This is a genomic window from Caballeronia sp. LZ029, assembly GCF_031451275.1.
Taxonomy (GTDB): domain Bacteria; phylum Pseudomonadota; class Gammaproteobacteria; order Burkholderiales; family Burkholderiaceae; genus Caballeronia; species Caballeronia jiangsuensis.
Window position 1 is genome coordinate 209,018 of the sequence record NZ_JARUXO010000004.1, and the last position, 25,024, is coordinate 234,041.

19 protein-coding genes are annotated in these 25,024 nt (G+C 65.0%); 9 read left to right on the forward strand and 10 right to left on the reverse strand.

Going from position 1 to position 25,024, the window contains the following annotated elements:
* Window positions 1-173: 173 nt before the first annotated feature.
* From glgB to QCE73_RS26945, 5 genes are all read right to left on the reverse strand, one after another.
* Window positions 174-2,399 (reverse strand): 1,4-alpha-glucan branching protein GlgB, encoded by a 2,226-nt coding sequence (gene glgB, locus QCE73_RS26925; RefSeq protein WP_309884351.1) that lies wholly within the window; start codon window positions 2,397-2,399, stop codon window positions 174-176.
* Entirely contained in the window at window positions 2,386-5,772 is a 3,387-nt protein-coding gene (gene treS, locus QCE73_RS26930; RefSeq protein ID WP_309885264.1) for a maltose alpha-D-glucosyltransferase, read from the reverse strand. The genes glgB and treS overlap by 14 nt, the downstream gene beginning before the upstream one ends.
* A gap of 94 nt (window positions 5,773-5,866) precedes the next feature.
* Window positions 5,867-9,271, reverse strand: coding sequence for a maltotransferase domain-containing protein (locus QCE73_RS26935; RefSeq protein ID WP_309884352.1), 3,405 nt, complete (start codon window positions 9,269-9,271; stop codon window positions 5,867-5,869).
* A 351-nt stretch (window positions 9,272-9,622) separates the two neighbouring features.
* Window positions 9,623-11,278, reverse strand: coding sequence for a glycogen synthase GlgA (gene glgA / locus QCE73_RS26940; RefSeq protein WP_309884353.1), 1,656 nt, complete (start codon window positions 11,276-11,278; stop codon window positions 9,623-9,625).
* A gap of 274 nt (window positions 11,279-11,552) precedes the next feature.
* A complete protein-coding gene (locus QCE73_RS26945) occupies window positions 11,553-12,209 on the reverse strand; it encodes a DUF1345 domain-containing protein (RefSeq protein WP_309884354.1) in 657 nt (218 codons plus the stop codon).
* An 85-nt stretch (window positions 12,210-12,294) separates the two neighbouring features.
* Between QCE73_RS26945 and QCE73_RS26950 the strand changes: the two genes are divergently transcribed.
* The 5 genes from QCE73_RS26950 (at window position 12,295) to QCE73_RS26970 (ending at window position 17,955) form a co-directional block, all read left to right on the forward strand.
* A complete protein-coding gene (locus tag QCE73_RS26950) occupies window positions 12,295-12,786 on the forward strand; it encodes a sugar dehydrogenase complex small subunit (RefSeq protein ID WP_309884355.1) in 492 nt (163 codons plus the stop codon).
* 43 nt (window positions 12,787-12,829) lie between these two features.
* Complete coding sequence (locus QCE73_RS26955; RefSeq protein ID WP_309884356.1) at window positions 12,830-14,425, forward strand: GMC family oxidoreductase; 1,596 nt, start codon at window positions 12,830-12,832, stop codon at window positions 14,423-14,425.
* On the forward strand, window positions 14,422-15,651 hold the full coding sequence (locus QCE73_RS26960) for a cytochrome c (RefSeq protein ID WP_309884357.1): 1,230 nt from the start codon (window positions 14,422-14,424) through the stop codon (window positions 15,649-15,651). The genes QCE73_RS26955 and QCE73_RS26960 overlap by 4 nt, the downstream gene beginning before the upstream one ends.
* Window positions 15,652-15,804: 153 nt before the next feature.
* Window positions 15,805-16,542, forward strand: coding sequence for a metallophosphoesterase (locus tag QCE73_RS26965; protein WP_035502371.1), 738 nt, complete (start codon window positions 15,805-15,807; stop codon window positions 16,540-16,542).
* Window positions 16,543-16,593: 51 nt separating this feature from the next.
* Window positions 16,594-17,955, forward strand: a complete 1,362-nt coding sequence (locus QCE73_RS26970) for a DNA topoisomerase IB (protein WP_404989818.1) — start codon at window positions 16,594-16,596, stop codon at window positions 17,953-17,955.
* A gap of 22 nt (window positions 17,956-17,977) precedes the next feature.
* Here the strand turns inward: QCE73_RS26970 and QCE73_RS26975 are convergent, their stop codons facing one another.
* The 3 genes from QCE73_RS26975 to QCE73_RS26985 form a co-directional block, all read right to left on the reverse strand.
* Window positions 17,978-18,709 carry an RES family NAD+ phosphorylase gene (locus QCE73_RS26975; RefSeq protein ID WP_309884359.1) on the reverse strand — a complete coding sequence of 244 codons (732 nt, stop codon included), beginning with the start codon at window positions 18,707-18,709 and terminating at the stop codon, window positions 17,978-17,980.
* Window positions 18,709-19,146 (reverse strand): MbcA/ParS/Xre antitoxin family protein, encoded by a 438-nt coding sequence (locus QCE73_RS26980; protein WP_035502376.1) that lies wholly within the window; start codon window positions 19,144-19,146, stop codon window positions 18,709-18,711. The genes QCE73_RS26975 and QCE73_RS26980 overlap by 1 nt, the downstream gene beginning before the upstream one ends.
* A 93-nt stretch (window positions 19,147-19,239) precedes the next feature.
* Window positions 19,240-19,512 (reverse strand): DUF2866 domain-containing protein, encoded by a 273-nt coding sequence (locus QCE73_RS26985; RefSeq protein WP_035502378.1) that lies wholly within the window; start codon window positions 19,510-19,512, stop codon window positions 19,240-19,242.
* Window positions 19,513-19,779: 267 nt separating this feature from the next.
* Between QCE73_RS26985 and QCE73_RS26990 the strand changes: the two genes are divergently transcribed.
* Together QCE73_RS26990 and QCE73_RS26995 are read left to right on the forward strand one after the other, a co-directional pair.
* Window positions 19,780-20,004, forward strand: coding sequence for a hypothetical protein (locus QCE73_RS26990; RefSeq protein WP_309884360.1), 225 nt, complete (start codon window positions 19,780-19,782; stop codon window positions 20,002-20,004).
* A 17-nt stretch (window positions 20,005-20,021) separates the two neighbouring features.
* Window positions 20,022-20,333: a hypothetical protein gene (locus QCE73_RS26995; RefSeq protein WP_309884361.1), complete on the forward strand. Its 312-nt coding sequence runs from the start codon at window positions 20,022-20,024 to the stop codon at window positions 20,331-20,333.
* A gap of 87 nt (window positions 20,334-20,420) precedes the next feature.
* Here QCE73_RS26995 and QCE73_RS27000 read toward each other — a convergent pair whose 3' ends face one another.
* On the reverse strand, window positions 20,421-20,579 hold the full coding sequence (locus QCE73_RS27000) for a DUF3309 family protein (RefSeq protein ID WP_035502384.1): 159 nt from the start codon (window positions 20,577-20,579) through the stop codon (window positions 20,421-20,423).
* A 312-nt stretch (window positions 20,580-20,891) separates the two neighbouring features.
* Window positions 20,892-22,478: an inorganic phosphate transporter gene (locus tag QCE73_RS27005; RefSeq protein ID WP_309884362.1), complete on the reverse strand. Its 1,587-nt coding sequence runs from the start codon at window positions 22,476-22,478 to the stop codon at window positions 20,892-20,894.
* A 177-nt stretch (window positions 22,479-22,655) separates the two neighbouring features.
* On the opposite strand from QCE73_RS27005, the gene QCE73_RS27010 reads away from it, so the two are divergent.
* Both QCE73_RS27010 and QCE73_RS27015 read left to right on the forward strand, forming a co-directional pair.
* The gene (locus tag QCE73_RS27010; RefSeq protein ID WP_309884363.1) at window positions 22,656-24,146 is read left to right on the forward strand and encodes a CHAD domain-containing protein; all 1,491 of its coding nucleotides are present in this window, start codon (window positions 22,656-22,658) and stop codon (window positions 24,144-24,146) included.
* A 45-nt stretch (window positions 24,147-24,191) separates the two neighbouring features.
* On the forward strand, window positions 24,192-25,016 hold the full coding sequence (locus QCE73_RS27015) for a TOBE domain-containing protein (RefSeq protein WP_309884364.1): 825 nt from the start codon (window positions 24,192-24,194) through the stop codon (window positions 25,014-25,016).
* Window positions 25,017-25,024 lie beyond the last annotated feature (8 nt).

The window sequence follows — 25,024 nt, forward strand, 5'->3', positions numbered from 1 at the left end:
GGCCAAACTGCGTGTGACCGCGGGCGATGAGAAGCTGCTTTCTTTGGTTACTTTCTTTGCAGCAGCAAAGAAAGTGACCCCCGCCCCGGGGAGGGGCAGAGCCAATAGACCGACACGAAATCAGGCTTCCACGACAACAAGCCAGAAAACGAAAAGCCCGCGCAAAAACCCCCTCAATCCGCTCGCAAAACAATCGTCGCCAACGGCGGCAAGGTCAACGCCGCAGACTGTTCCTTCCCATGACTAGGATAGTCATCCGAATGAATGACCCCGCCATTCCCGGTATTCGACCCGCCATAAATGGCCGCATCCGAATTGAACACCTCACTCCAACGCCCGCGCCGAGGCAACCCGATCCGATAAGCCAGCCGAGGCACCGGCGTCATATTGCACACGACGACAAGATCACGCCCTTCGGCATCCGTACGCCGATACGCATACACGCTGTTCGCATTGTCATCACCGACGATCCACTCGAACCCGCGCGCATCGCTGTCCAGCTTGTGCAACGCAGGCTCGCTCGTATAGAGATGATTCAGATCGCGCACGAGCTTCTGCAAACCGCCATGCAGCGAATCGTCGAGCAAATGCCAATGCGGCGATTCATCGTGATTAAACTCCGCGAACTGCCCGAATTCGCCGCCCATGAACAAAAGCTTCTTGCCCGGATGCGTCCACATGAAGCCGAAATACGCGCGCAGATTGGCGAACTTCTGCCACCTGTCGCCCGGCATCTTGTTGATGAGCGACCCCTTGCCGTGCACCACTTCATCGTGCGACAAAGGCAGCACGAAGCGCTCCGAATACGCATACACCATCCCGAACGTATAGAGATGATGGTGATACTGCCGATAAACCGGATCTTCCTGCATGTAATGCAGCGTGTCGTGCATCCAGCCCATGTTCCACTTGAAGTCGAAGCCAAGGCCACCGCTCTCGACATCCGCCGTCACGCCCGGCCATGCCGTCGATTCCTCCGCCACGGTAATCGCGCCCGGAATCTGCCGTACTTCATGATTCAGCCGCTTCAAAAACGCGATCGATTCGAGATTCTCACGCCCGCCGTAAATATTCGGCACCCACTCGCCCGCCTTGCGCGAATAGTCGCGATACAGCATCGACGCGACCGCATCCACGCGCAATCCATCGATGTGATAGCGCTTCAGCCACGCAAGCCCCGACGCAATCAGGAACGCGCTCACCTCGTTGCGGCCGAGGTTGTAGATCATCGTGTTCCAGTCCTGGTGATAGCCCTCGCGCGGGTCCGCATGTTCGTAGAGCGGCGTGCCGTCGAACTGCACGAGACCGTGCGCGTCGTTCGGAAAATGCGCCGGCACCCAGTCGATGATCACGCCGAGCCCCGCCTCGTGCGCGCGGTTCACGAACTCCGCGAACTGCTCCGGCGTGCCGAAGCGCGCGGACGGCGCGAACTGCCCGAGCGGCTGATAGCCCCACGAGCCGCCGAACGGATGTTCCGCGATCGGCATGAATTCGAGGTGCGTGAAGCCCATGCCCTTCGCATACGGAATCAGGCGCTCGGCAAGCTCGTGCCAGTTCATGCCGCGATTGGCTTCCTCCGGCACGCGCAGCCACGATTCGGCGTGCGCCTCGTAAATGGTGATCGGCGATTGCGGCGTCTGCTTGCCGCCGCGCGTGCTCATCCAGTCGGCGTCGGTCCATGCGTAGTGATCGATCGCATCCGCATCCGCGACGACCGATGCCGTCGACGGCGGCTTCTCGCTCTGCATCGCGCAGGGATCGGCCTTCAGCGGCAGCGTGTGGCCATCGCGCGTGACGATCTCGTACTTGTAGCGCGTGCCCGCGCCGATGCCCGGAATGAACAACTCCCACACACCCGCGCCGTGACGCAGGCGCATCGGATGCCGCCGCCCATCCCATGTGTTGAAGTCGCCGACCACGGACAAGCGCCGCGCATTCGGCGCCCACACCGCGAAGCGCGCGCCCGCGACATTGCCGTGCGTGACAGGACGCGAGCCGAGACATTCGAGCACCGCATACGGGTCCGCCTGCGAGAGGCGATCGAGCCATTCATCGGACAACACGGGGCCGAACGAATACGTGTCGTGCGTTTCTTGCGGCGTGCCGTGCCAGTCGACCTGCAGACGATACGCCGTCGGCCTTTCGACGAAGCCCGCGTAGAGACCCGCATCGTGGATGCGCGCGAGCGAGCCGATGTGCTCGCCGTTGCCCGAATCCGTCACGCTCACCGACGATGCGCCCGGCAGGAACACGCGCACGACATGTCCCCGGTCGGTTTCATGCAGGCCGAGCATCGAGAACGGGTCGGGATGCCTTGCCTCGACGAGCGCGTCGATGTCGAGCGGATTGAGTCCGTGCGCGGGATTTCTGGAATCCGCCGGATCGCTACGATTGTTCATGGTGGGTTCCATCCGGATTGTCCTTGGTTGCTCCGAATACGGGTCGCGTGCCCGGAGCGGGCGGCTCGCCCGTGTCTCCCAGCAAACGGCTCGCGAGCGACGCGAGACCCCGCAGCGGAAGGCCGATCCAGGTCGGCCGGTTCGCTGCTTCGTAGCGGATTTCGTAGGCGGCCTTTTCGATCAGGAAGAGATCGAGCAACGGTTCGAAAACGTCTTCGGCCGCGATCGTTTCAGGCGACGATGCGATCGCCGCCATGTACTCCCGCAAGAAGCTCTCCTCGGCGAAGGCGCGCAGCCGTTCGAACAGCGCGCGTTTGCGATCCGCCGTCTGGGCGGGCGCGTTCTCGGTCGTCGATTGCGCGGCCGCGCTCGCATACGACAGCGAACGCAACAGTCCCGCGACATCGCGCAGCGGGCTCGTCTTCCTGCGACGCTCCTCGAGCGCGCGCGCAGGCTCGCCTTCGAAGTCGATCAGATACGCATCGCCCTGCGCCATCAGCACCTGGCCCAGGTGGAAGTCGCCGTGAATGCGGATGCACAGCGCATCGGCGCCGGCCGCGACAAGCTTCTTCACGGCATCCACGAGCGGCGCGCGGCGATCGAGCAGGCTCTGCGCGAGGAAACGGTCGTGCTCGTTGAACTCGCCGATCTTCTGCGCAAGGATATCGAGCGCCGATTCGAGCAGCTTCAGCGTGCCGTCGATCCAGCCCTTCACGTCCTCGGCCGTCGCGCGTTGCGGCGCGAAGGCTTCGTCTTCGGTCGGCGACGCGAGCGCGACATGCAGTTCGCCCAGCCGCTTGCCGATCACGCCCGCGATGTTGCCGTAGCCCGAGAAGCCTTCCGTTTGCGCATCGCGCTCCGCCGTGTGCTCGTCCGATTCCACCACGACCGCGAGTTCATCGACGGTGCGGCGCAGATAGTCGAGCGCGTAGTTCCACGCATCGCCCTGATTGTCGATAAAGCCCTGCAAAATGACGAGCGTATGCGGCACGCCCTGCGGATCGACACGCACCACTTCGCCATAGAGCGGGCCGGTGTTCGCATAGCCAAGCTTCGTCAGATAGCGGCTCATCTCCGCTTCGGGATGAATGCCGCCGACAACTCGCCGCACGAGCTTGAGCACGACCTTGTCGCCGATCACGAGCGAGCTGTTGCTCTGCTCGGCCGCGAGCCAGCGGATCTCGGGCAGATCGGTGGGATAGTAGTTGAGCTCGTTGAGGCGCTCGGTCGGGATGAAGCGGATCTCGCTCTTTTGCACCGTCGGCACGACCGCGCGTTCCTTCAGCTTGCGCATCACGCCGTAGGTGAATTGCGGCACCGAGAATGCATCGGTCAGATGCCCGATGTTGCGGTTGCGGCGCACGCGCGCCAGCGCGAGCTGCATATAGAGCGGCGATGTCGTCTCCGTGCCCCACGCGATGGAAAGCGGCAGCACGTAGCGCTCGCAATGATCGCCGACATCGGCTTCGATTTCCGTGAACGCGAATCCCGCGCCTTCGATCGTCGTCAGCGCGGCGAGGCGCACGCCATGCAGCTTCTGATCCTTCGACGCGAACCAGCGGCGCTTGCTCAGGTAATTCGGCAGCACTTCCGATTCGAGCAGGCGCACGTTCTCGGGCGTCGGGCCGGTCTGTCCCGCGCGGATCACCATCGTCACGAATTCGGGCAACTGCTCCGACGGCGCCTGTGCCCACGCAGGGCGCAGGTTGCCCGGGCAAAGCTGGAACCACAGGAAGCCGTAGGGCGGGAATGTCAGCAGATACGTGAGCTTGCCGATGGCCGGGAACGGCGAATCGGCGGTCATTTCGAGCGGCACCGAGCCATCGAACTCCGACAGGTCGAGCTCCACCGCCTGCGGCGCGCGCGACAGATTCGCGACGCACAGAATCGGCGGCTCGCCTTCGAGCTCGCGCAGATAAGCAAGGATCTTGCGATTCGCAGGCCGCAGGAAGCGGATCGTGCCGCGTCCGAACGCGTGCTTCGAGCGGCGCACCGCGAGCATCTTGCGCGTCCAGTTCAGCAGCGAATGCGGATCGCGGCTCTGCGATTCGACATTCACCGCGTCATAGCCGTAGAGCGAACCCATCACCGGCGGCAACACGAGTTGCTCGGGATCGGCGCGTGAGAAACCGCCGTTGCGATCGGACGACCATTGCATCGGCGTGCGCACGCCGTCGCGGTCGCCCAGGTGAATGTTGTCGCCCATGCCGAGCTCGTCGCCGTAATAGATGACGGGCGTGCCGGGCATCGACAGCAGCAGCGAGTTGATCAGTTCGATGCGGCGGCGATCGCGTTCCATGAGCGGCGCGAGACGCCGGCGAATGCCGAGATTCAGGCGCGCGCGGCGATCGCTCGCATACGTGTTCCACAGATAGTCGCGCTCGGAATCCGTGACCATTTCGAGCGTGAGCTCGTCGTGGTTGCGCAGGAAGATCGCCCATTGATTCGTCGTGCCGAGATCGGGCGTCTGACGCATGATGTCGGTGATCGGAAAGCGATCCTCGCTCGCGATCGACATGTAGATGCGCGGCATCAGCGGGAAGTGGAACGCCATGTGGCATTCGTCCTCGTCGCCGAAATATTCCTTCACGTCTTCCGGCCACTGATTCGCTTCCGCGAGCAGCATGCGGTTCGGATACTCCGCATCGATCGTCGCGCGAATCTTCTTCAGGATGTCGTGCGTTTCGGGCAGGTTCTCGTTGTTCGTGCCTTCGCGCTCGACGAGATAGGGCACCGCATCCAGCCGCAGCCCGTCGATGCCCATGTCGAGCCAGAAGCGCATCACGGAGAGCACTTCCTTCAGGACCGCGGGGTTGTCGAAGTTCAGGTCGGGCTGGTGCGCATAGAAGCGATGCCAGTAGTACTGGCCGGCGACCGGATCGTGGGTCCAGTTCGACGGCTCCGAGTCGATGAAGATGATGCGCGTCTCTTCGTACTTCTTGTCCGTATCGGACCACACGTAGTAGTTGCGATGATTCGAGCCCGGCTTCGCATGGCGCGCGCGCTGAAACCACGGATGCTGGTCCGACGTGTGATTGATGACGAGCTCGGTGATCACGCGTATGCCGCGCGCGTGCGCTTCCTGGATGAAGCGCTTGACGTCCGCGATCGTGCCGTAGTCCGGATGCACGTTGCGGTAATCGGCGATGTCGTAGCCGTCGTCGCGGCGTGGCGACGGATAGAACGGCAGCAGCCAGATCGTATCGACGCCCAGCTCCGCGATGTAGTCGAGCTTCGCGAGCAGGCCGGGGAAATCGCCGATGCCGTCGTTGTTCGCATCGAAGAAAGACTTGATGTGAACCTGATAGATGATCGCGTCCTTGTACCAGAGCGGATCGTCGCTGAGAATCGAGGCCTTCTTGTTGCGCTTCACCCTTGTATCCACGGTTTCGCTCCAATGTCCTTATGGGCTGAATGCATCGCTATTCGCCCTTGTTATTCGTGTGCTCTCGTTCGCTGCTGAGGATTCATCCTTCGTTGTCCGGCTGCGGCTTCGGCAAGCCCCATGTCGGTGAAATGCGCCAGATCGCGAAAGGCAGCGAATGCGGATCGAGCCGCACGTGCTGACGCCGTCCGCGCCATTCGAATCGTTCGCCCGTCACCTGATCCTCGACGGCGAGAGCATCGCCTTCGTGCACGCCCCAGCGTTCGAGCGTCTGCCACGGCAACTCGATATCCGCGCCTTGCTCGTTGAACGGATCGAGATTGATCGCGACGAGCACGACGTTGTCGCGCGATGCGTTCGCCTTCTCGAAGAACAGGATGTGATCGTTATGCGCGGGCAGGAAGTTCACGCCGAGATGCGTCTGCAACGCGGGATTCGCGCGGCGGATGCGATTGAGCGCGGTGATCTCGGTCACGATATTGCCGGGACGATTCCAGTCCCACGCCCTGATTTCATACTTCTCGGAGTCGAGATACTCCTCGCTGTTCGGCAGCGCGGCGGACTCGCACAGCTCGAAGCCGCTATACACGCCCCACAAGCCCGACAAGGTCGCCGCCAGCGCCGCGCGAATCACGAAGCCCGGACGCCCGGAGCTTTGCAGAAAGCGCGGATTGATGTCCGGCGTATTCACGAAGAAGTTCGGGCGGAAGAATTCCTTCGCATCGGTCTGCGTGAGATCGTGCATGTAGTCGATGAAATCGCGCTTGCTCTCGCGCCACGTGAAGTACGTGTACGACTGCGAGAAGCCGAGCTTGGCGAGACGATTCATCACGCGCGGCCGCGTGAACGCTTCGGAGAGGAAGATCACGTCGGGATGGCGCGCGCGCACGTCGCCGATCACCCATTCCCAGAACGGGAACGGCTTCGTATGCGGATTGTCGACGCGGAAGATGCGCACGCCTGCCGCGATCCAGTGCAGGAAGACATCGCGCAACCCGATCCATAAATCGGGCTTCGCGTCCTGCGCATAGAAGTCCGGATTCACGATGTCCTGATACTTCTTCGGCGGATTCTCGGCATAACGCAGCGTGCCGTCGGGACGCCACGCGAACCACGTCGGATGTTCCTTGAGCCACGGATGATCGGGCGAGCATTGCACCGCGAAGTCGAGCGCGATCTCCAGACCATGTTCATGCGCGGCTTCGAGCATGCGCTTGAAGTCGTCGAGATTGCCGAGCTCCGGATGCACTGCGGTATGTCCGCCTTCCTTGCCGCCGATCGCATACGGGCTGCCGACATCGCCGGGACCTGCCGTCAGCGTGTTGTTCTTGCCCTTGCGATTCGCGACGCCGATCGGATGGATCGGCGGGAAATAGAGCACGTCGAAGCCCATCTCGCGGATGCGCGGCAGCTTGCCGATCACGTCGATGAACGTGCCGTGACGGTTCACGTCGTCGCTCATCGAGCGCGGGAAGATCTCGTACCAGCTTGCGAAGCGCGCGGCGGCGCGTTCCGCATCGACGCGATACACGACCGGATCGCGCGACAGGAACGGACGATGCCGCGCCGCTGCAATGGCCTTCGCGGTGGCGGGCGCGAGCGTGAGTTCGAGCTTGCGCGCGTCGTCGGCCTTCGTGAAGTCCTTCACGATCGCGTCGAGCGGGGCGCTGTCGCTGTCGGGATCGTCGGCGGTCTTGACTTCGGCGAGGATCAGCGCGAATAGATGCTTCGCTTCCTCGACTTCGAGTTCGACGGTCTGCCCGGCCTTCAGCTTCTTCTGCATGTGATCGACGAGCGACGCGAAATCGTCGCGCCACGCCATCACGACGAACTCGTGACGGCCCACGCGTTCGAGCGGAATGCGCGTGCTCCACAAGTCGAGGCCGGCGGGCTGCACGGCGCGCATCGGCGCTTCGTGCCAGTCGGTTTCGTCGGCGGCGCGCCATTGCACGGCAGCGGCGATCTTGTCGTGGCCTTCCGCGAAGATCGCGGCCTGAATCTCCACTGCCTCACCGACGATGCGTTTCGCCGGAAAGCGCCCATGATCGACCGAGGGCGTCACGCTTTCGATCGACACGCGCGCCGCGGCGATCGCCTCGGTCACCGCCTTCTTGTCGGCGGTCTTCGCGCCGCGTTTCACCTGCGGCTGCGCGAGCAGGATGAAGGGCTCGGCCTCGGCGCGGAAGAGCCGCACTTCGCCCGCCTTCAGCGTGAACGGCGCGAGACGTTCGGCCTTTCCCATGGAATCGTCAATGAGCGCGAAGCGCGTGTAATTGCCCGGCACCGATTCGAGCAGATGCAGCGTATCGACATGCACGGGCGCGACGAGATCGGGATTGATCACGGCGAGCACGGCGTCGTTGCTGTGGCGCAGATCGCCGCCGTCCGCGCGGATCAGCGCCGCGTACGGCGTGCCCGCGCCCGTCAGCGCACGCAGTTCGCCGACGCTCGACAGCGTAGCGACGTTGCGCTGCAAGTCGTTCGCACGTTTGACGCGCGCCGTGAGGTCGATGCGCTTCTCGTTCTTCGCACGTTCGTATTCGGCGGCGATGCCGTATTGCGGCGACATCGGCAGGCCGACGCCATACTCGAAACCCATCGGCACCATGATGCCGGTGCCGAGCGCGGCGGCGGTATCGAGCACGCGCGTGTAGGCGCGTTCGACGAGCGCGGTGTCGCTCGTGTCGGAGAGATCGCTGATGAGCCGCGCGCCGAACGGGTCTTCGGGAAACGTGATCGGCGATGCGATGCGCGACAGCGCCGCGTGCTCGTCGAAGAGCCACGCGCTCCTGAAGTCCCACCAGCGCGTCGATGCGAACACGGCGTCGAAGGCGGCGTCGGCGAGACCGTGCAGATCATGGCGCGTGACGCCGACGGTCCATGCGAGCCAGCGCGTCTCGGGATGCTTCTCGCGCACGGCCGCGCCGAGCCTGCGCCACACGTGCGCGGGCACCGCATGCGGCGAATCGAAGCGAAAGCCGCCGACGCCCGCATCGGCGAGCAGGTTCAGCTCGCGCGCCCACCATTCGGTCAGATGATGCGCGGACTCGCCATCGGCGAAGTTCGCCCAGGCGACATCGCGCTGACGCGGCGGCTTGCGCGGATCGAGCCGCGCATCGGCGCTCTCGAACGGCTGGAACCAGTGTTTGTTCTCCTGATAGAGCCCGCCCTCCGCGCTCACGCGATCGATCACGATATCGACGAGCAGCGTGAGCTTGTGTTTCTTCGCGGCGTCGGCGAGCTGGCGCAGGCCATCGGATGCGCTCGCATCGGATTCGAAAACAGGATGCAGCCGATGATGATCCGCGACGGCCTCGCGATGCCCGTTGCTGCCGGGCACGAACGGCGAGCCGATCAGGACGTGATCGAAGCCGAGCGCGGCCGCATGTCTGAACTGGTCGGGCCAGTTCGCTAGCGGGCCGACGAGCAGGGGATCGATGAAGTAAATACGCGGCGCGTACGCATGATGAGCTTGATGGTTTTCCATCGTTCGTCTTTTCCAGAGTCGTCCTGCGGTGGCGGGGATGCGGGCATCAATCGCGATCACGCTCACGGGCCAAACTGCTGAAGAGCCGGTCCGCACATACGGAATCGCGCGGCGCTCAGGCGGAACTCAGATTACACCCTGGCGCCGCGTGAATCGACGCCTGCCTGGCCGCGTATCGCGATGCACCGTGCATCGAGCGCTGGCCGCGCTCACGGTGGGCGCCACGATCCCAAGTGATTTCCTTCGGTCATTCCACGGGGCGAGGCAGCACGTTGCGTGCCGCGCCCCTTGCGAATGTCCGGTTCGGCTTTGCATCAAGGCACTACTATGGAGCAACTGCGCCGCCCATGCTCATGCGGTGCGCGCAAGCGAACGCGCGTCCTGCGCATGCGTCTGCACGGGCGCCTGCATGACGTCGGGAACGCGGCGCGCACGCAATGTCGAGCGGCTCGGGCGCGCGTCGCTCAGGCCGACGTACAGTGCGACCATCGTCGTCACGGCTTCGTTCCATCCGAAATCGCAGGACATCGCGTTGCGCTGCAGCGCGCGCCACACTTGCGGACGCATGTAGGCATCGAGCGCGCGGCTCGCGGCGTCGATGACATCGGCGGCGCGTTCGCCGTCGAAGAGAAAGCCCGTGGGCGCGTGCGAGGCGCGCGGCGCGGGGATCGACGCGATCGGCATGTCGTGCGTGCCGTCGCGCAGATATGCGGATGGACGCAGCACATCGCGCACGCGATGCGCCACGTTTTGCGCCGCATCGACGATCGTGTCGGCGAGGCCGCCCACGCGCGATGCGATCGGCAACGTGCCGTAGCGCATCGCATACATCTGCGTCAGGCCGCACGGCTCGAAGCGGCTGCCGTGCAGCAGAAGATCCGCGCCCGCGTGCAGTGCATGCGCGCGCCGTTCGTCATATCCGATATACACGCCCACGCGATCCGGCCATTCCTGCGCGAGTTTTCTGAAGCCCGCCTCGATATACGCTTCGCCCTTGCCGATCACCGCGAGTTGCAGGCGCGGATGTTTTTCGAGCAGCCGCGGCAGCGCCTCGACCACGACATCGGCGAGCTTTTGACCGGTCATGCGGCTGCCGATCGCCATGAGCGGCGCGAACGGATCGACAGGCAGGCCGAACTTGCGTTGCAGCGCGCGCTTGCACGCGTGCTTGCCGCGCATGTCGTCGAATGAATAGTTGCGTTCGATGAGCGGATCGGCGGCGGGGTCCCACGTTGCTTCGTCGATGCCATTCACGACGCCCTGCAATTTGTCCGCGCAGCTTTGCAGCACGCCTTCCATCAGATGCCCGAAGCGCGGCGTGAGAATCTCGCGCGCATAGGTTTCGGAGACGGTCGTCACGCGATCGGCGTGCACGATGCCCGCTTTCATCAGACTCAGCGCGCCGTAGAACTCGATGCTCTGCGGATCGCTGAGCGCATGCACCAGCCATTTTTCCGGCACGCCGAGCGACGCACCAAGCGAGAGCGCGTAGTTGCCCTGGAATGCGAGATTGTGGATCGTGAATACGCTCTTCGCGTGCACGCCCGCGTGCTTCATCAGGAGCGGCGTGAGGCCCGTATGCCAGTCGTGCGCATGAACGATGTCCGGCTTCTTCACGCCGCGCACACCTTCTGCGATCCTGACGGCGGCGGCCGAGAGCGTCGCGAAGCGGATCGCGTTGTCCGGATAGTCGCGGCCCTGCGCATCCTGATAGAGGCCGGTGCGCGCATAGAGTGCGTCGCAGCGCAGCAGCAACACGGGCACGCCGGTGTCGGGCATACGGCCGCGCAACAGCGCCGCATCGCCGCCGGGCAGGCCTGTGAGCGTGCCGACCTTGCTCAGACCTTGCGCCTGAGCGATCGCGTTCGGATAGGCGGGCAGCAGGATGGTGGCATCGACGCCGGCTTCGCGCAGCGCGGCGGCGTAGGCGCTGACCATGTCGCCGAGTCCGCCGGTCTTGGCGAGCGGTACGGCTTCGGAGGCGACCAGCAGAACGTTCAAAGGCAAAATGGGGCTCCTGAGCAAGAGGAACGTGCGGGCGATAAGCCGCGCATGCGAGCGCTGATCGGGGTTTCGTCGGAACTGACTGGCGCAGTGCAGCAATCGGTGTGCCACGAGACCGATTGCGTGAACGGTGCAGCCCGTCCATGTGCGCCGATGGCACGAAGAGAACGCCGGCGAAACGGCACGAACGTGCCGCGTGTAAAACTGACAGCGGCGCGCGCCGCGTTTTTACACGGCGTATCCGACGAGCTTATGGAGCGCGCGTGACAGCGTCGTTTCAGCCGCCGACCATGCTCGCGGCGATGTTGATCGAGAGCCCGAGCACCGCGAGATTGAAGAAGAACGACAGCACCGCCTGCCCGAGCGCCGTGCGGCGCGCGGCCGTCGATGCGAGGGCGACGTCGGCGGTCTGGGACGCGACCGCGATCGTGAAGGAGAAGTAGAGGAAGTCCCAGTAATCCGGCTTCAGATGCCGGTCGGGAAACTTGAGCGCGGGATCGTTGTCCGGCGACTGATAGTAATGCCGCGCGTAGTGCAGCGTGAACATCGTCGGGATCAGGAACCAGGCGCCGAGCATCGTCGCGCCGGTCAGCACATAATGCAGCACCGCTCCGGCGCCCATGTTCTTCGCGGTCGACAACTCGACGACGATCGCCACGATGCTCGCGATCGCCGCGACGCTCACGACCATCAGGACGGTCGCGGCGTTTTCGTCCTCGCGTTCGGCGAGCGCCTGCACGTCGGTCTGGCGCGCCGTCGCCATCTTCAGCCAGATCAGCACGAGATAGAGCCACACCGCCGAGTCCCAGCCGATCAGCGCCCGCGCGGTCGGCCGCACGTGCGCCGGAACCAAAGCGGCGACGACGCAACCAACCAGAAGGCCGATCAGGGCGCGCGGCCGGTAGCGCAGAACGGGCGGGAGAATCTGCTTCATTTCGTTTTTATCCGCATGAGAGCCAGGCTTCGCTCGATGCCTGCGATTATTGCCCGGCTACCTTTCGGCAGCCTGAGGAAAGCGCATGAAAGCGTCTGAGCGCGTGTCTTTCGTGATGCGGCGGGGCATCGTGGCGGGCGTGTGCGCCGCGTGGGCGTTGCCGCCGCTGCGCGCTGAACCGGCGCGCGCACCCGGCTTCGATACGTTTCTCGCGGTATCGGCGCGACTCACCGGCCGCGCGAGCTTCGATCCGCTTCTGGCCGACCGCGTGCACGCCGCGCTCGCCCGCAACGTTCCCGGGTTCGCTGCGAAGGTCGCCGCGCTGGATCAATGGATCGCGACGCACGGCGGCACACCGACCGACATCATCACCGCCGCGCTCGAAGCCACGCATCCCGAACTGGCGAAGACAGTGAGCGCGGTGATGCGTGCGTGGTATCTCGGCGTCGTCGGCGAGCCGCCGCATGTCGAGGTCGTTGCGTACGAACGCGCACTGATGTTCGATCCGGTCGGCGACATGCTCACGATTCCCTCATACTGCCGCGGCGAGCCGGCCGACTGGGCGAGCAAGCCCTGAACGACCGGACCGCCGTATCACGACCAAGGACAAAGGCGCGCGCATGGCGGGTTCCACTTCGGCGGATGTGGTCGTCGTCGGGTCGGGCGTGGCGGGAAGTCTCGTCGCGTATCGGCTGGCGAGGGCGGGCGCGTCGGTGATCCTGCTCGAAGCCGGGCCGCGTCTCGCGCGCTGGCAGATCGTCGACAGCTTTCGCCGCGTGGCCGACAAGCGCGACCTGTGCGCGCCGTATCCGCTTCTGCGTCACGCGCCGCGCCCCGAGCCGATGAATCCCGGCGCGTATCTCGTCGATCGCGGCGCGACGCCGTATCAGCCGCAATATCTGCGGCTCGTCGGCGGCACGACGTGGCATTGGGCGGGCTCCGCGTGGCGACTCTTGCCCGCCGATTTTCGCGTGAGGTCGCTATACGGCGTCGGGCGCGACTGGCCGTTTCCCTACGAGACGCTCGAACCCTGGTACGGGCAGGCGGAAGCCGAGCTGGGCGTCGCGGGCCCGGACGTCGATCTCGGCTCGCCGCGCTCCACGCCGTATCCGATGAGCGCGCTGCCGCTTTCATGGATGGACCGGCGCGTGGCCGAGGTGCTCGGCGCGCAGTCGATGCGCGTCGTGCCCGAGCCGATGGCGCGCAACAACCGTCCGTACGATGCGCGCCCCGCGTGCTGCGGCAACAACAATTGCATGCCCATTTGCCCGATCGGTGCGCTGTACCACGCCGCCACGCACGCCGACAAGGCCGAGCGCGCGGGCGCGACGCTGATCGCGCAGGCGGTCGCGTATCGCATCGAGGCGAACGATCGCGGGGACATCGTCGCGATTCACTGCAAGGACCCGAACGGCCAGAGCACGCGCGTGACCGGCAGGCGCTTCGTGATCGCGGCGAACGGCGTCGAAACGCCCAAGCTGCTTTTGATGTCGGCGTCGGCGCGTTATCCGAAGGGCATCGCCAATGGCTCGGATCAGGTCGGGCGCAATCTGATGGATCATCCCGGCGCGAGCGTGAGCTTTCTCGCGAACGAGGCGCTGTGGCCAGGGCGCGGGCCGGTGGAAATGAGCTCGATCGTCGATTTTCGCGACGGCCCGTTTCGCGCGCAGCAGGCGGCGAAGAAGCTGCATCTGTCGAACGCCGCGCCGACGCTCGCCGTCACCTGGAATCTCGTCGGCCGAGGTCTGACGGGCGGCGAGCTCGATCGACAGATCCGCGAGCAATGCGCGCGCAGGCTGACGTTCGGCAGCTTTCACGAGCAATTGCCATCGGGCGCGAATCGCGTGACGCTGTCGGCGCAAAAGGATGCGCTCGGCTTGCCGCGCCCGGAGATCGCCTATTCCATCGACGATTACGTGCGCAAGAGCGCCGCCGATACGCACGCGCAGTTCGAGCGCATCGCCGGCATGTTCGAGGGCACCGAAATCGAATACGACGATTCGCTCGGCGCGAGCAGCCACATCATGGGCACGGCGATCATGGGCCGCGATCCGAACGATGCGGTCGTCGATGCCGAATGCCGCGCGCACGATCATCCGAATCTTTTCATCGCCGGCAGCGCGGTGATGCCGGCGGGCGGCTCGGTCAACTGCACGCTGACGATCGCGGCGCTGTCGCTGCGACTCGCCGGCACGATCGAAACCTCGCTCCGATGACCGCGCGGCTCGCGTGTCTGATCGTCGCGCTGGCTTGTCTGCCCGGTCTCGCCAGGGCACAAACGAAAGCCGCTCAGGGCGAATATCTCGTGCGCGCGGGCGGCTGCATGAGCTGCCATACCGCCGATCCCGCGCGGCCGTTCGCGGGCGGGCGGCCCATCGCGACGCCGTTCGGCAACGTGTTCGCGCCGAACATCACCAGCGACCGCGAAACGGGCATCGGCGCATGGACCGACGCGCAATTCGTCCGCGCGATGCGCGAGGGCATCGGCCGCAACGGCGAGCGGCTGTATCCGACGTTTCCGTACACCGCGTACACGCTGCTCTCCGACGCCGATCTTCTCGCGATGCGCGCGTGGCTTGCGACCGTGCCGCCCGTGCGCGCCGCGACGCCGCGCAACACGCTCGCGTTTCCGTTCGACCAGCGCTGGCTGATGCCGCTGTGGAATCTGTTCAACTTTTCGCCGGGGCGCTTCGTGGCCGATCCGTCGAAGAGCGCGGAGTGGAATCGCGGCGCGTATCTCGTCGAAGGGCTCGGGCATTGCGGCGAATGTCACACGCGGCGCAACTGGCTCGGCGGTTTGAATCGAAGCGAGCGGCTCGGCGGCGCGACGGTCGCGGGCTGGCAGGCCGGCAACCTCACGCCGGAGCGCGTTGCGGGCATTGGCGCATGGCGTGACGATGAACTGCTGCGCTTTCTGTCGACCGGCGCCGCGCCTGGACGCGCCTATGCCATCGGACCGATGGCGGAAGTCGTGTCCACGAGCACGCAATTTCTGACGACTGCCGATCTGCGCGCGATGATCGCGTATATGCGCGCGTTGCCGCCCGTCGCGGTGAAGGACGCGCGTTCGCGCACGAGTTTCGGCCGGCCAGCCCGCACGGACATCACGGCGCTCGGCACCGACGGCGCACGGCTCTACGCCGCCGCGTGCGCCAGTTGCCACGGCATGACGGGCGAGGGCAGCAAGCCGTTTCCCCCGCTCGTGCACGACGGCGTGACCGGCGCACTCGGCACAGCGACGACGAGCAATCTCGTCCTCGTGATCCTGCACGGCGTGAATCGCCAAACACGCGATGCCTACGCGCGGATGCCCGCGTTCGCCACGCAACTGACGGACGAACAGATCGCCGCGTTGAGCAATTTCATCACGCGCCAGTTCGGCGATCCACGCGCGGCGACCGATGCGAAATCGGTCGCGCGGCTTCGTTGGATGACGCAATAAATACGGTTCCCGGCAAGCACGTGCGGCAGCTTTTACGCGCACTTCGAGCGCGCCGGTAACGCCGTTGTAACGAGTGTGGATGCGGCTTGCGGACTGCTTGCAAAAGCGAGGCAGCACTCACATTCCGTCATTGAGCAGCGCTATCATGGGCGCATGAATGGTCCTACCTATCCTATCGTCTGCAGGCATCCTGCCAATGATATCGGCCGCGATTTCGTGGTCGGCGATCTGCATGGCTGCGTGGATGCGCTGCGCTATCTGCTGCACGAAATCGGCTTCGATGGTGCGCGGGACCGGCTGTTTTCCGTCGGCGATCTGGTCGATCGCGGCACGGACTCGCTCGCGGCCGTCGATCTCATCGACAAGCCGTGGTTCTATCCGGTGCTCGGCAATCACGAGGATTCGCTGATCTCCGTGGCGGCGGGCACGATGCGCCGTCAGTCTTGGTACGCCATCGGCGGCGCGTGGGCCGAAACGGTCCCCGACGATCAACTCGCCGCGCTCGCGGCGCGGCTCGCGACGCTGCCGCTCGTGCGCATCGTCGGCGAGGGCGAGCGGCGCTTCAACGTGCTGCACGCGGAGTTTTTTGGCAACGACGCCGAACTCGACGCCGGCGAGTTTCATGAAGACGTGCGCAGCCAGATTCTGTGGGGCCGCGGCCTCGCGCTTGGTCACGCGGACCCGCAGCAACAGCTCGGCCTGTCGCCGACCTACTGCGGCCATACGCCGACGCGCGCGGTGAAGCAGATCGGCTCGCAGATTTACATCGATACGTGCGCTTTCGCGCCGGAAGGCCGGCTCACGATCGTTCAGGCCGGCACCGAGGAGCGCTGGTCCGTCAAGGAGCGCTGGGCCGCCTCCGAAGGCGCGCGCGAACTCGCGCTGCCCTGATTTTCCCCTCCCTGCTCGCACGGGCGGCCGCTCCGGCACGCACGTTGCTCGATGCATCGCCATGACTCGAACGACAATCAGGCGAGGCGCGCGGTGGCGAGAATCGGAACGAACAACGAGACAGGCGGCGGGGCCAGCGACGTTCTGACGGGCGGCGTGCAGGGCTGCCCGGAAGATTTGCCGCCGGGCCTGCGCTACATGGACGATTCGCGACGCGGCTATACGCGCGACTGGATCGACGGCGCATTCGCGTACTTCAACACGCAAGGCAAGCGTATCGACGACGAAGCCGAGATTCGCCGCATCAATGCGCTCGCCGTTCCGCCCGCTTATACCGACGTCTGGATCTGCCCCGACTCGCGCGGCCATCTCCAGGCGACCGGACGCGATGCGCGTGGGCGCAAGCAGTATCGCTATCACCCGCAATGGCGCGAAACCCGCGACGCCAACAAATACGAGCGCATGCTCGCGTTTTCCGTGGTGCTGCCGAAACTGCGTTCGCGGGTCGCGCGCGATCTCAAGCTCGACGGCATGCCGCGCAACAAGGTGCTCGCGACAGTCGTGCGCCTGCTCGACACGACGCTCATCCGCGTCGGCAGCGAGGAATATGCGCGCGAGAATCGCTCGTACGGACTGACGACGCTGAGGAAGCGTCATCTGAAAGTATCGGCGGGAACGTTGAGGTTCAGGTTTCGCGGCAAGAGCGGCATCGAGCACGATGTCGCCGTGAGCGACACGCGGGTCGCGCGCATCGTCAAACGCTGCATGGACTTGCCGGGGCAGGATCTCTTCCAGTATCTCGATGCGGACGGCACACGTCACACCGTCTCTTCATCCGATATTAACGACTATCTGCACGAGATCACGGGTGCGGATTTCACCGCGAAGGACTATCGGACGTGGGCGGGCAGCGTGTTCGCGCTCGCGGCGCTGAGACGGCTGAAATGGGAGACCGTCACGGAGGCGCGCAAGCATATCGTCGGCACGATCAAGGAAGTCGCGCAACTGCTGCGCAATACGCCCGCCGTGTGCCGCAAGTGCTATGTGCATCCGGCGGTGATCGACGCATTCGAGGCCGGCGAGCTCGCCGAGACGATGTCCGCGTCGCGCCGTCACGGGCTCAAGACCGACGAGGCCGCGCTCGCGATCTTCCTCGAAAAGGAAGCGAAGCGCCGCACGCGCGAGGCGGCGCGCAAGAACCGCAAGGGCGATGCGCCGAGCGACGCGCGCCTGACTAGGCTGCTATCGGAATCGAGCCGCAAGGCGCGCGCCGGCGGGCTGAAGGCGAGCGGCAAGAACGCAGCAGCGCAGGCGCTGGAGCATGTCGCGAAGAAGCCGGCGAGAAAGGCTGCGCGCCCGGCTTCGAAGAAGCTCGCGCGCACGCGCACCGAAACGGCAATCGCGATCCGCTGAAGCATGTGAAACGTTTGCCCGCTCAGCCGACCTGATTCAACTCGAAGACATAGTCGATCGTCTCGCCGTTCCAGTTGTATTCCAGATATGCCGCGTGCCGGCAATCGCGCAGCATCGTCGTGCGCAGTGCGGCGAGGCATTCGCCATCCGGATCACGCACCGACGGATACACGATCCCCGGCGCGCTCGCCGCACGCACCGCGCGTCCGAGCGCCGTGCCGGGGCCGTAGTCGTCCGGCGCGAGAATGCGCGGATCGAGGCCCGCCTGCACGATCGCATCGCCGCGCAGATCGACGACTTCGCCGCGCGCCAGTACCGTGTAGAGGCGCATCTGCTGGCGCAACGGCGCTTCGTTCGTCGCCGCGAGAAAGAGGCCGGCGTGATAGCGCGTTTCGGCGATCGCGGTCTGCCGTTCGCGGCCGCAATAGAACACGCCGTAGCTGCCATCGGAGAAGCGGCTGCCGTTCGGATTCAGATGCGTGAACGCGGCCATGATCGGCCCGCAACCCGGCCCGAAACAGCGTTCGTCGGCCGGAACGAGATCGAGTTCGCCGACTTCGGTGCGCAGGCGGTCGTTGGTCATCGCTTCGAGCGCGTAGAGCGCTTCGAAATCCTGCGGCGACGCTACGCGGTCGAACAGATTGACGGCCGGAAAACGCGTGGGAATCACGCGATACGCAGGCGACCAGTCGATGAAGCTGTGGGGCCACCGTTCGCGCCAGTTCGATTCGTCCTTGCTGAATGCTATCCCCATCACGCCCAGCCGCCTCGCATCGCGTCGAGGTACTGGCGCACGGCGACGAGGTCGCTGATATTGCCCGCCAGCAGGCGATCGAGCGCCGGATGGCCGCCGAAGGGCGGCGCGGCGTTAGGGCGGCGAATCCAGGTATCGGCGGCTTTGGGATCGGGCAAGAGGATTTGCAGCGCCTTGTAGATGCCGAGAATCAGCGACAGGCGCTCCAGCGTGTCCCGTGCGAGCCGCGCGGATGCGGGGTCCTGCTTCCACTTGAAATAGGTCGAGCGGCCGGGCGAGCCGAGCAACGTGATCTGCTCCTCGGCCGAAAGCTCCCAGTCGCGCGCGATATTGAAGAACGCGCGCAGGCCGGCGGCGGAAAGATCGCCCGAATCCAGTGCCGGGCGCGGCACCGGGCGGCTGGCCGGCGCGAGTTCGGCGCGTGCGGCGTTGGACATGTCGTTAAGTCTCCAAAGGAACTTGTTTCACATATTAGTCCACATTTGGATTAATACAAGCATGCCATGAATGTTTCGACTCGCAGCGACGGATCAGCCGTCGTCGTCGGTGGGACCGTAGCGGCGGCCCGGCACGTGCGACTTGAGCGCATCCGCGATCTGCGAGGGCGTGCAATCGGCGGGGAGCACGCGGCGTTGCACGCGCTGATCGTTCTTCAGCACCCATTCGACCATGCGATACGCCGGTCCCCACAGCGGTTCGACCGGCAGGGAGAGACGGCATTCGCGCAGCGTGAGCGCGTATTGTTTGCGCATCGTCGGAGCGAGATTGGCAGAGCTTCGGCGCGCGGCGGTGTTGGCTGACATGGCACATTCCTCACGGTGATGACCCGGCCGTCCGATGCGGACGGCGGCAATTGAGCCGGATCGCAAGACGAGTGTGTCGGGCGAGAATTAAGGGCGACTTAATCGCGAGCGACGTCGCGTCGAGCCGCGACGAAATGCCGCCGAAAGACGCCGCGAGCGCAGGTCAAGAGGCGCTTCGGCATTTTCACCACGCCGCGTGCCGCCTGTTTGCCGTGGCGACGGCTTACTGTATATTCGTACAGCTTGTCTGCAACAGGGAGCCTGCCGATGATTCCACGCAACGATCCGCTCGAAGCGGCTGCGCTCGAACGTTTCATGCGCGCGACGCGCGCGGTCAACGTTGCGTTCGACGCCACGCGAGGCGAGCCCGATTTCGTGCAGGACGGGCAATCCGTCGCTCGCTCGCTCGAGCGTCTAGACGCCGCGTTGCGCGAACTGGAAACCTCCGAGCAATCGCTCGACGCCATCCTCTCGCGCAGAGCGGGCCACTAACCGTTGGAGCGAATCACTTGAAGCGCGTATTCCTGATCGTCGTCCTTCTGATCGGCTCGTCGTCGCTCTTTGCGGCCGAGCGCTACACGGAAGTCTGGAATCCTCCCGAAGCACAGTCCGTCAAGGGCAAGAGCAAGACGCACGCGGCCGCGCAGACCGCCGCAGCCAGGAAAAAGCACAAGAGCGCCACGTCGGTGAAGCAGGTCGCCGACAGGGCCGCCATCGAGCAGCCGTCCGCCACGCCGCGTCCGAAGTCGGCGTCGCCGAAGCCGGCCGTGCCGGTCATTCCGCGCAAGATCGAGCCGAACGGGCAGGTGATGCGCGTCTAGAACGCGTGCGCGCGGCACGAACAGCAAAAAGGGGCGCCCGAACGGAGCGCCCCTTTTTGCTTTTGCGGCCAGACTGACCGCGCTATGTCACAACCGACCCATCAACAACAGAACGATCACCACGACCAGCACGACGCCGAGAATCCCGCTCGGCCCGTAGCCCCAACTGCGGCTGTGCGGCCAGGAAGGTATGGCGCCGATCAAAAGCAGGATCAGGATGATCAGCAGTATGGTTCCGATCGTCATTCGACTTCTCCTTTGTTCAAATGACCGCGGGACGGACCGGCGTCCGGCGCAGCCTCCCAACTGTCATCGACAGTCATGCGCCAGGGGAACGGCGGCTCGTGGCCGCCGGCACGATCAGATGTGCGATCGACGAGAGGAGAAGAGCAACGGTCGTGCCAGTGAGCCTGAAAGACCGTCGCACAAGGCGTTCCGCGGATCGAACGAACGCCCGCGTGAGCATACGATTGTCGAAAAGGAGAGGCGAAACGAGGCAGGGCGGGCAAAAGTTGCACGGCGCTTGAAAGCCGCCGTGCAGTCATCCCAAAGAACCGGTCAGAAGATGCCGCGGAACGCCCAGAACAGCAGGCCCGAGAGCGCGATCGACACCGGCAGCGTCAGGATCCACGCGAGCGCGAGGCTGCGCACGGTGCGCCATTGCAGGCCGGAGCCGTTCGCGGCCATCGTGCCCGCGACGCCCGATGACAGCACGTGCGTCGTGCTGACCGGCAGGCCGTAGACATCGGCGGCGCCGATGGTCACCATCGCCACGAGCTCCGCCGACGCGCCTTGCCCGTACGTCAGATGCGTCTTGCCGATGCGCTCGCCGACCGTCACGACGATGCGCTTCCAGCCGACCATCGTGCCCAGACCGAGCGCGACCGCGACGGCGACCTTCACCCAGGTCGGAATGAACTTGGTCGCGTGATCGAGTTGCTTCTTGTAGTTGTTGAGCACGGCGTCATCGTCGCTGGAGAAGGCCGGCGCTTTCTGCTTCTCCATGATGCGCAGCGCTTCGGACGCGATGTACATCTCGTTGCGCACGTTGCGGACGTTGCCTTGCGGCACGTCGGCGATCGTCTGACTCGGGCGGATCTGCGATTCGATCGAATCGACCACGCTCTTCAGCGACGCGATCGTGTCCGGCGCGAGCGTTTTCGTCTGCACGTATTTTTCGACCTGGCCGCGCGCGTCGGCTGCCGGCGCCGCGCCGTTGCTGTAGCGCTGCAGCACGTCGGACGCGCTGTGGCTCACGGCGACGAAGGTCTGCGTCTCGTTCGCCGTCACGGCCTTGTTGAGCGCGTAGGCGGTCGGCACGGTGCCGATCAGGATCAGCATGATGAGGCCCATGCCTTTCTGGCCGTCGTTGGAGCCGTGCGCGAACGACACGCCCGTGCAGGTGAGGATCAGCAGGCAGCGGATCCAGAACGGCGGCGGCGTGTTCTTCTCCGGCTCCTTGTAGAGCGCCGGCACGCGCACGACGAGCTTCAGCACATAAAGCAGAAAGCCCGCGAGGACGAAGCCGATGATCGGCGAAAACAGCAGCGACTTGCCGACCGACATCGCCTGACTCCAGTCCACACCCGACGTGCCGTTGGTGCCGTGCAACATCTGATTCATGAGGCCGACGCCGATCACCGAGCCGATCAGCGTATGCGAACTGGACGAAGGAAGACCGAGCGCCCAGGTGCCGAGATTCCAGATGATCGCCGCGATCAGGAGCGCGAAGACCATCGCGAAGCCCTGCGAACTGCCGACGCCGAGAATCAGCTCGACCGGCAGCAGTTGCAGGATGCCGAACGCGACCGCGCCGCTCGAAATCAGCACGCCGATGAAATTCCATGCGCCCGACCAGACAACCGCTAAGTTTGGTGTCAAAGAGTGCGTGTAGATTACGGTTGCGACAGCATTCGCGGTGTCGTGAAAGCCGTTGACGAATTCGAAGCCGAGCGCGATCAGCAGCGCGACGCCGAGCAGGACATACGGAAACACCGACGATTCGCGCACCGGCGCGAGATCTTCGAGCAGATGCAGGACGCAGTAGCCGGCGCCGACGCCGATGGCGAGCAGGAAAAGCAGCAGCGCGAGCCGCTGGCCGAGCGTGCGGCCTTCTCGTGATTGGGGAAAGGCAATCTGGTTCATGTCGCGTCCTTGGGTGGTCTTGCGCGAGGGCGTATCGGAAGGTGAAAAGGCAGACGAGAAGCGTTTCAGAAGCTCAAATGGCCATGTTTCCCGGTGCGTGTGTCGATTTCATGAATCGGGAAATACGAGCCTTTCGTATGAATTGACGGGCGGCGCGAGACCGCTCCGGGAGACTTCATGACGATGTGGGTCGAGGTGACGCTGCAATCCAGCCGATCGGACGACGGATCGATCTGCGCGCTCGCGGAGACGTTGCAGCGCATCGCCGCGTTCGCGGGCGCGACATCCTTGTCGACGCGCTTTGCGACGCGCGAGGTTCCGCTGAAAGCGCCGGGCTGGCGGCTGTCGGTCGAAACGCTGGAAGGCGCACGCACGCTGTGCGCCGTGGAGACGGAAGGCGCGCCGATGCCCGGCTTCATGCGTTACCGGACGTTCGCGCGGCCTGCGGGCGACGATCTGTCGGCATCCCTGATCGAATTCGCGCAGGCCGACGAAGCGTTGCGCGGGCGGCTCGCGAAGGCGTATCGGCAGGCGGAGCCCGACACCGTCGCGACGCCTGATGCTTTTGCGCCCGAGCTCGAAGTCGAGCGCATCGAATGGCGCATCGACGCGAGCGGCGCGGACATCCTCGCGACGCTCGAAACGTCCGCACAGACGCTGCCGACGTTGCGGCTCGCGGCGCCATCGGTGAACGGTGCGCTCGATGCCGTCTTCAGCGTCGCGGGCGAAGTGATCGATGCCGCGCCGTTTTGCATCGCGCCGGACGATGAGCACGCGTCGGAAGCGGAACCGGTGTACGCGGCGACGCTCGATCTTCCGCGCACCGCGACGCGCCGCGAGGCGTTCGTCGCGATCGCGTCGTCGGTGGCGGGGCAGTGGTTCGGCAACGCGGCGTCATCGCGCGCAGGTCTCGGCGACGAGCATGTGCATCAGTTGCGCGTCGCGCAGCGGCGGCTCAAGACACTGCTGAAACTCTTTCGCGATTATGTTGATGATGTCTGGAGCACCCGCATCGCGCCCGATCTGACGTGGTTCGGCGACCTGCTAGCCCATGCGCGCGACTGGGACGTTTTCGTCGACAAGACGCTCCCCGCGTACGCCGAATCGGACGACAGCGCTGAGCGCTGGCAGACGCTCATCGCCGCTGCGGAAGTGAAGCGCCGCGTCGCGCGGGACAAGGTGCGCGATGCGCTCGCGTCGAAGCGCTACGCGCGTCTCACGCTCGCGTTCGTCGAATGGCTCGCCCGCTTCGCCTCGCAAGAGGACGAGTCGCCGACGCGCTTCGTCAGCTATGCCGAAAAGCGCATCCGCAAGGACTACCGGCGCATCGCGCGCGTGCCCGATCTCGCATCGCTCGAAGCGCATGAGCGACATCGCGTGCGCATTCATGCAAAGCGGCTGCGCTATGCGCTCGAATTTTTCCGCTCGGTCACGTCGCGGCGCACGCGCAAGGACACCGCGAAGCTGCTCGGCGAGTTGCAGACGGCGCTAGGCGAAGCGAACGACGCGGCCGTCGCCGCCGATCGGCTCGCGTCGATTCCGGAAGCCGGCGATTATCAGCGCGGTTTCGCGCGGGCGTGGGGCGCGGCGTCGGCGAGGAAGGACGCGCAGGAGGGCGAGCGGCTGCTTCGTTCGATGCGTCGTCCGCGTGTGAAGGCATCGATATAATGCGTCACGCGTTCATTGATCCGGCACCGTCCGCAAAGGCGACAGATGAGTAAGACAGCACCGTCGAACGTGCGCGATCCGCTGGAACTCGGCGGCTCCGTATGGCTGCGAAGCGGCACCGAGACGCTCGGCGGCGCGGCGCGCATCGCGCTTCTGGCGGCGATTCGCGACGCGGGATCGATCACCGGCGCGGCGAAGGCCGTCGGCATGAGTTACAAGGCCGCGTGGGATGCAGTCGATACGATGAACAATCTGGCCGGCGAGCCGCTCGTGACACGCGCGGTCGGCGGCAAGGGCGGCGGCGGCACGGTGCTCACGCCGGCCGCGCTTCGTCTCATCGACACGTTCCGCGCGATCGAACGCGAGCATCGAAAATTTCTGGAACGGGCGGGCGCGGCCATCGAAGGCTTCGCCCATGATTGGCAACTGATCGGGAGACTAGGCATGAAAACAAGCGCACGCAACCAACTGGCCGGCAAGGTAACGAAAGTCACGCGCGGTGCGGTCAACGATGAAATCGAACTCGGCTTGCCGGGCGGCCAGACGATCGTCGCGGTCGTGACGCACGAGAGCACGCAATCGCTCGGACTGAAGGAAGGCGGCGACGCGTTCGCGCTCATCAAGGCGTCGTGGGTCATGCTGATGGAAGACACGAACGCGAAGCTGTCGGCGCGCAATCAGTTGCGCGGCACGGTTGCCAGCGTGACGAAGGGCGCGGTCAATGCGGAAGTGTCGCTGTCGCTCGACGGCGGCACGACCATCACCGCGATCATCACGAACCAGAGCGCCGATACGCTCGGCCTCGCGCAAGGTCAGAAGGCCGTGGCGGTGATCAAGGCGTCGAGCGTGATCATCGGCGTGAACGACTAAGCCGCGCG